5 protein-coding genes and 2 pseudogenes are annotated in these 7,667 nt (G+C 42.1%); 3 read left to right on the top strand and 4 right to left on the bottom strand.

Features of this window, described 5'->3' with window-relative positions:
* Positions 1 to 145 precede the first annotated feature (145 nt).
* Positions 146 to 1,471, bottom strand: a complete 1,326-nt coding sequence (locus P20439_RS07385) for a TIGR03503 family protein (protein ID WP_008465733.1) — start codon at positions 1,469 to 1,471, stop codon at positions 146 to 148.
* Between the two features lie 9 nt (positions 1,472 to 1,480).
* Positions 1,481 to 2,194 carry a DNA polymerase III subunit epsilon gene (gene dnaQ / locus P20439_RS07380; RefSeq protein ID WP_008114597.1) on the bottom strand — a complete coding sequence of 238 codons (714 nt, stop codon included), beginning with the start codon at positions 2,192 to 2,194 and terminating at the stop codon, positions 1,481 to 1,483.
* 68 nt (positions 2,195 to 2,262) lie between these two features.
* Between dnaQ and rnhA the strand changes: the two are divergent.
* A pseudogene (rnhA, locus tag P20439_RS07375) lies at positions 2,263 to 2,726 on the top strand (ribonuclease HI).
* Positions 2,727 to 2,740: 14 nt separating this feature from the next.
* Here the strand turns inward: rnhA and P20439_RS07370 are convergent.
* A complete protein-coding gene (locus P20439_RS07370; RefSeq protein WP_008465729.1) occupies positions 2,741 to 3,502 on the bottom strand; it encodes a class I SAM-dependent methyltransferase in 762 nt (253 codons plus the stop codon).
* 53 nt (positions 3,503 to 3,555) lie between these two features.
* Here P20439_RS07370 and gloB point away from each other — a divergent pair, with 53 nt between their 5' ends.
* Together gloB and P20439_RS07360 are read left to right on the top strand one after the other, a co-directional pair.
* Positions 3,556 to 4,329: a hydroxyacylglutathione hydrolase gene (gene gloB / locus P20439_RS07365; protein ID WP_008465727.1), complete on the top strand. Its 774-nt coding sequence runs from the start codon at positions 3,556 to 3,558 to the stop codon at positions 4,327 to 4,329.
* A 187-nt stretch (positions 4,330 to 4,516) separates the two neighbouring features.
* A complete protein-coding gene (locus P20439_RS07360; protein WP_036933166.1) occupies positions 4,517 to 6,094 on the top strand; it encodes a LysM peptidoglycan-binding domain-containing protein in 1,578 nt (525 codons plus the stop codon).
* 51 nt (positions 6,095 to 6,145) lie between these two features.
* Here the strand turns inward: P20439_RS07360 and P20439_RS07355 are convergent.
* Positions 6,146 to 7,515 (bottom strand): annotated as a pseudogene (locus P20439_RS07355) (Gfo/Idh/MocA family protein).
* Positions 7,516 to 7,667 lie beyond the last annotated feature (152 nt).

Below are 7,667 nucleotides of genomic sequence, written 5' to 3'. Positions count from 1 at the left end.
GCATTTTCGTTTCTGTCTGAGTCTCCCCTGACAGCGGCGTGAATAATACGAACCAGCCCCTGCTTCGTCAAGGGCTTTTTTTGTTTTTTTTACAGGTTTTTTTAGTCATCTGACATCGAAAGGTTTAAAATTCCACCTGATTTGTCTATTTTTGAGCTACTTTCTGAATCATCTGATTTTTGCTGCTCGGCTTTTTTGACTCAACGGCTTTCTTTTTCTTTAAAAAAGTTAAATTCAATTTAAGTTTTAATGGTTTGTTCTGCACAAAAACACGAATACATAGCCAACCTATAAATAAAATGGCTAAATTTCCACCAACAATTAAACTAACCATTAATCCCGTGGCCATTACTTTTGGTTTTACAACTGGCACAGGAATACTTTCTGGTTCGGTGACACTGGCAACTGGAATTTCTGCAATCACTTCTATCGGTCTTTCTATTTCAAATAAATAGGTTGGCAATGTGGCCATAAACTCTCGGTCATTAATTGTTGAGCCAAAAACAGAGATTTCGATGTTGTATCGTCCCCAACCATAATCTTGTAAAGCCAACTCTCTCGCTGTGGTGCTGTTACTATCTAAGTAAAATACCTGTTCTTCACCATTGGGATAATAAATTTTACCTTGCATGATCACCGTTTCAGCTTTTAAAAGCTTATCATCAATATTGATGGTAATGCGATGATCGTCACCCTCTTCGGTTGCTTCAACGGAGGTGAAGCTAAAGGGCGGCTCATGTACAACAATAGCATCTTGAACCACCCGTCTCTCTAATACGTCGGTGGTAATGTAAAGCTCAGGACGCCATTCGCCGGGTGTAAAATTTAAAGTAAACTCACCGGTAAACACACCATCTTTGGCACGCTCATCAAAGCCATAGCCATCATCTTTAAATTCGGTTACTTGTTGTATGCCTGCACCAAAGTTTTCAAAGTTCTCATTATTGGTGCTCACAAAGCTCACATTAAGCGAGACCGCATCTTTAAATAGGTTGGCACGAATCGGCTCGCCATCATTTAAAATCTCACCGGTTATTTTTACAGTTTCACCCTGAAAAAGAATTTTAGGCAGTGGTTCAACTTTAAGTGATAACTCACCAATAACAACAATGCGGCTCTCTGCCATTATTTGGCCAATAACTTGCCACGGCCCTGGCATGGGATTGCGAATAACCACTAAGTCATAATTTAATTCATCGTACCAATCAAGGCTGGTGTTTCTCACCGCATTAATAGCAAAGTATTTAGTGCCATCGGGTCTTACTAAAATAACGGCAGGCGATCCTGGGCGTCTAAAGAATATTAATTTTATTTCATCAATTTTGTCATCAACACGAAAACGGTTATCCAGTAACGGGATTTCATTTTGTTTACCGCTGCCTTTTAACTCTTCAACTTGCTTTACGCTGTGTGCATCGGGGTGGAAACACACGGCAATTAAAAGCAGTGAAACTACTAATAGCGTTTTCATAATAATGCCCTATTCAGCGCGCCATAAACAATGGCCGCCCTCCTTTTGTACAATGTCTAAACGCGTTTGATGTGCGCTTTGCTCTGCATCGCTAGCTGCTATAACTACCAGAGGCGCCCTGTCGCTACTTAGGCGTCTAATACCGCCTTTTTGATCTTCACTTGAGTCATCTTTGTTTTGATTTAGGTTTAGCTTTACTTGCCCCCCGGTCATTGCCAGGTAAACATCGGCTAAAATTTCAGAATCCAGTAAGGCGCCGTGTAACGTCCGCTTAGTGTTATCAACATCGTAGCGGCGACAAAGTGCATCTAGGTTGTTCTTTTGCCCTGGATGCAAGTCACGCGCCATTTTAAGGGTATCAAGCACGCCACAAAAACTATGGGTGTTTTGATAGCCTTGGTTTAATAACGCAAATTCATTATCCATATGGCCAATATCGAACGGCGCATTATGAATAACTAACTCAGCCCCTTTAATATAGTCAAAAAACTCTTGAGCAATATCACGATAAAGCGGTTTATCGCGTAAAAATTCATTAGTAATACCGTGAACATCGATTGCTTCTTCTTCAATGCTGCGCTGCGGATTAATGTAAACGTGAAAATTATTGCCGGTTAACCGACGATTCATAAGCTCCACACAGCCGATCTCAATGATACGGTGCCCTTGTTTAGGGTCGATGCCGGTGGTTTCTGTATCTAAAACTATTTGTCTGCGTGCCATATCGAATTAAGCCTGACTCTGGTATCTTTCTATAATCACTTTATTGTACATAATATCAAGGTAAAACAGTGCAAAAAACCGTAGAGATTTACACCGATGGTTCGTGTTTAGGTAATCCAGGCCCCGGTGGTTATGGTATTTTTATGATTTATGAAGCCCATGAAAAAAATTAAGCCAAGGCTACAAGCTTACAACCAACAACCGTATGGAAATGCTGGCAGCCATTGTGGCGCTGGAATCCCTTAACCGTTCTTGCCCTGTAACCCTAACTACCGATAGCCAATATGTTAAGCAGGGTATTGAGTCATGGATCACCAATTGGAAAAAACGCGGTTGGCAAACCTCTGCTAAAAAGCCGGTTAAAAATGTCGACTTATGGAAACGTCTCGATAAAGCCTGCGCCGAGCACGATGTTACTTGGAAATGGGTAAAAGGTCACAGTGGCCATAAATATAATGAAATTGTTGACGACCTTGCCCGTGATGCGGCCAGCGGCAACAACTTAATTGATGATGAAGGTTACCAACCGTAACCCTCAATATCGCACTATTTTTTATTTTGCTGATAATGTTGCTTTGAGGTCTGCCTAAGCCCTACCCCTTTTATTGGCGCAAATTGTGGCCGTGCATGCCACTTAGGTTTTATTGGCGTAAGTGGCGCAACACGCTTTCGTGCCACCAGCAAATATACACTGCCCATAGGTTTTAAATATTGCTTGGTAAAGCTGCGCCAAAACGCAAACCGCGACAACCGGTTACCGCGTGCCAACGATGAATAAATAAAGCGTTCATCGGCCACAATTTCAAACCCAAGCAAATTAAGCCAGTCTTTAACGCGTGCAGGGGTAAAAAAGCGCCCTGTCCACGGTAATTTTTGACCACTAAATGGCAGTAATTGCGCTAACCCACAAAAGCTAAAAGGATTAAAACCGGTAATGGCAATATAACCTCCGGGAATAAGCGTACGATGAGCCTCACGTAATATATGATGCGGATCTGAGTGATACTCTAAACAATGGCTCATAATGCACGCATCTATACTGTGCTCATAAAAAGGCAGTTCGTCTATGTCAGCCACCACTCCGGTATAAGGGCCTGGCTCTGCAACGCATACTTGATGCTTAATGGAACTTTTGCTGGTATCTAACTCGCCACTTAAATTACCCAATTTAAGCATATGATAGCCAAACATACGTGGTAACCACGGCGACAATTTGCGTTCTATATCACAACGTAAATAATCACCATGCGGAAACTGTTGCCATGACAACGGTTTGGGGCCTTCTTGAAAACTAAGGGCTGGTTTCATTATATAAGCTCGTTATAATATTAATTAAATACCACTTTATAGAGCAACGATACATGGTGCAAGTCAAAGCAATTAAAGCCTTTTATGATAACTACATTTGGTGCTTAACCACCGAGCATAATAATCAAGCGTGGGTGGTTGACCCTGGCCAATCTGCGCCGGTCACTGAGCATTTAGCACAGTATAATTTAACCCTAGGCGGTATTTTAATAACGCATCATCATTATGATCACACTGATGGCGTTGCCCAATTAGTAAAACAGTATCCAAACGTTGAGGTTTACGGCCCAAGTAACAGTCCATTTAAAGGAATAATAGAGCCTTTAAATGAAGACCAAACGATTACCGTTTTAGGCACCTCATTTAATATTATCACCACGCCTGGCCACACACTCGATCATATTTGTTATGTTAATGATGCACTTGCCTTTACTGGCGACACATTATTTAGCGGTGGTTGTGGGCGCTTATTTGAAGGCACTCCAGAACAAATGTGGCATTCATTTAATAAACTTAGTGCACTACCGAGTGATTGCAAAGTGTATTGCACTCATGAATACACCCAGGCGAATTTGGCGTTTGCAAAAGCGGTTGAGCCACGAAACCCCGAGTTACTCGCTTACAGCCAGCAAGTGGATGAATTGCGTGATAAAGATGAAATAACGTTGCCAAGTACCATAGGCCATGAGCTGAAAATTAACCCTTTTATGCGTAGTAATTTGCCAAACATTACAGAATTAATACCAAAAGAATATTGTTTAGTTACAAAAAACAATGAACCTTGGGAAAACTTTGCTAGTCTGAGAAAGTTCAAAGATCATTTTTAATTTGGGCCTGTTGACCTTTCAAGGTTAAACATGCGCTAGCAACAATAATAATAAAACGATTAGTTAACAAACAATAAGTTAACATTTTCTAATCATATTTGTTTGGAACTTTTAACGGTCATAAGTGGCAATGTTGACTCATTATGGGTAGTATTCGCCGAGTTTTTTACCCTATGTATTGGTATTTATGAATAAATCTCCTCTTTTATTGGTCTTAGCGATGACGCTAAGCGGTTGTCAAACACTGACAACGTTAAACACAGATTCACAAAATCAGGCACTAGACCAGCTTGAAGGCGCAAGCCCAAACGATATTAGCACGGCGCTGATGATAAACGCGCAATATCAACAAGTGAACGATATCGAAGAGGAAGCCCCTGTGTTTGACGATGTTTGGGAGCGTATTCGTTACCAATTATCTATCGATATTCCCCAAAATCGCCCAGTGGTCGCTGAGCGTAACTATTATGCGCGCCATCAAGCATACTTAGATCGTATCTCTAAACGTGCTGAGCCGTATTTGCACTTTATTGTTGAAGAAATTGAAAAGCGTGAAATGCCAATCGAAATTGCACTTTTACCTATAGTAGAAAGTGCTTTTGACCCTTATGGCTACTCGCATCGCACCGCATCGGGTATTTGGCAATTTATGCCAGCAACCGGCGAGCGTTTTGATTTAAAACAAAACTGGTGGTATGACGGCCGTCGCGACATTGTGCAATCAACTCGCGCAGCGCTTGATTATCTCTCATACTTACACAAAACCCTTGAGGGTGACTGGCTGAACGCAATTGCAGCTTATAACTCAGGTGAAGGCCGCTTACTGCGTGCGATTAAAAAGAATCGTAAAAAGCATTTACCAACCGATTTTTGGTCACTTGATTTACCTCGTGAAACCACTGCCTACGTGCCTAAATTATTAGCATTAGCCGATTTATTAAAGCGCGCTGATGATTTTAATGTGTCATGGAAGCCTATTATTAACGCGCAAGTGGTTGAAGTGGTCAATATTGAGTCACAGATTGATTTAGCGCTGGCAGCCGATATGGCTGACATGACCCTTACCGAGCTATACAGACTAAACCCTGGATTTAACCGCTGGGCAACAGACCCTGATGGCCCACACTTTTTATTAATACCCACCGATAAAGTAGAGCAATTTACAGAAAAATTGGCTGCAACTGACATTAAAAATCGTCTTCGCTGGCAACAATATAAAGTAAAAAAAGGTGATAGCCTGTCGGTAATTGCCAGTAAATTCACCACTAGCACCAATGCAATAAAATCATTAAATAAGCTTGATTCAAACGTAATTCGTGTTGGCCAACAAATTTTAGTACCGCTAACTGATGGTAAAATTAACAGTGAACATTTACCTCAGCAAGTACGCGTGGCCGCTAATAAAAGTTTGCGCACTAAGCTCTCACACACGGTAAAAAGTGGCGACACATTGTGGGACATAAGCCGCGAATACGATGTCACTATGGGTGAATTAGCTAAGTGGAATAAGCTGAAGAAAAATGCAGTGCTGCGTTTAAATCAAAAATTGGTTGTTTATAAATCAGCAAATCAGCCTAAAGAGTCAGCGAATAACACCAACCGCACCATTACTTATAAAGTGCGTCGGGGTGATTCATTAGCGCGTATAGCCTCTAAGTTTAATTTAACCGTGAGCGATATTATTAAATGGAATGACTTGGCTGGGCAAAAATACTTACAGCCAGGCCAAAAGCTTAAACTCAAGGTTGATGTGAGAAGTAGCTAATAGACATAACCAATAAATAAAAAAAGAGCGCACGCGCTCTTTTTTATTGGCTTAGCTTACAATGCCCAAAGGCTGTGCGGTTTGCCATGCCCCGCGAGTAAAATCGGGAATATCTATTGAGCGGCTACGCTCACTCACAGATTGGGCTGATAACGGCGAAATAACCGACCATGCCGCCCCATCATAAACGTCTTGATCTAGCGGTTCACCATTTCTTAAGCAGTAAATCATCCGCCAAAACATTAAAAAGTCCATGCCACCGTGACCACCATTGCGCTGCGCCTCTTCACCCATTTTTGTCCATAAGGGATGGTCGTACTGCTCATACCATGCGCTCATATCATAATCCCACTCATGAAAACTTTTTGAGCCACCAGTTTCAAGGGCAATACGATTAGGGAAACCTGCAAACACGCCATTCGTGCCTTGTATTAAGTTATGTCGTGAGTACGGTCGAGGGGTTGTCGTATCGTGCTGCACCATAATACTGCGCCCTTTGAGAGTTTTAATCAGCGTCGTGTTCATGTCACCGGTAATATAATTGAGCTGGTTACGGGGGTGATCGGCAGCAAACTCACGTTGCGCATAGGCGCTTCGGCCAAGTGAAGGTGAGCTCATTGAGGTTAAAAAATCGAACCGATCGCCACGATTTATATTCATGTATTGCGATACCGGCCCTAATCCATGCGTAGGATATAAATTACCATCACGTTTTGCATGCCACTGCGTTCGCCATGAGCCTGTTTTGTGCTCAAGCTCTTTCATTTGCCAGCGCAGTTCATGAATATACGCCGCTTCGCCATGTAACAGCTCCCCAAATACACCTTGGCGTACCATGTTTAATACCATTAACTCGTCGCGGCCGTAGTTAACATTTTCCATCATCATGCAGTTTTTTTGCGTACGCTCTGCGGTATCGACAATTTGCCACATTTCATCAACAGTCAGTGCCAGAGGCACTTCAACAAAAGCATGTTTTGCGCTGTTCATGGTATCGATAGCCATTGGCGCATGCCATGCCCATGGTGTTGAAATAATCACAATATCAATATCTTGTCGTTCGAGCATTTGTTGATAAGCGCGCTCACTGCCACTATACAATGCAGGCTTTGCCACTCCCGTATCAACTAAATAATTAGCGGCACGTTCTAAAACCTCTGTATGAGTATCGCAAATAGCCACTATTTGAGTGCCTTCAATGTGGCTCATACGCTTTACATGGCCATACCCGCGCTGACCCACACCAATAAACTCTACTTCACCACATCCATTTTAGGTGCGACCAAACCGATAACGGAGCGCCCTTGTTGCATAGGCGCGCTAGTATGAACACTGCCACTAGATGCACAGCCACTAACCACACCTGCAGCGGCAGCTACACTGGCTGCCTTTAAAAAATCCCGACGATTAAATTGCTTCATTACTTATCCCTTTTGTTATTATTTTTAACTTACCTAATGGCGATTAATGGCTAAAGGGCCAAAGAGGTAAGCTGCATAAAAATAGGTTTAAAAGGGATAAAAATTCGCATTGTGTTATTGTTTGGGGTTATAGTCGAAAAAAATATTATTTC

Source organism: Pseudoalteromonas sp. BSi20439, from assembly GCF_000241165.1.
Classification (GTDB): domain Bacteria; phylum Pseudomonadota; class Gammaproteobacteria; order Enterobacterales; family Alteromonadaceae; genus Pseudoalteromonas.
This window is presented reverse-complemented; position numbering and strand designations above follow the sequence as displayed.

Coding starts and splice junctions, on each gene's coding strand:
- gloB (WP_008465727.1), top strand. CDS start 3,556: ATGGTGCAAGTCAAAGCAATTAAAGCCTTTTATGATAACTACATTTGG.
- dnaQ (WP_008114597.1), bottom strand. CDS start 2,194: ATGGCACGCAGACAAATAGTTTTAGATACAGAAACCACCGGCATCGAC.
- P20439_RS07370 (WP_008465729.1), bottom strand. CDS start 3,502: ATGAAACCAGCCCTTAGTTTTCAAGAAGGCCCCAAACCGTTGTCATGG.
- P20439_RS07360 (WP_036933166.1), top strand. CDS start 4,517: ATGAATAAATCTCCTCTTTTATTGGTCTTAGCGATGACGCTAAGCGGT.
- P20439_RS07385 (WP_008465733.1), bottom strand. CDS start 1,471: ATGAAAACGCTATTAGTAGTTTCACTGCTTTTAATTGCCGTGTGTTTC.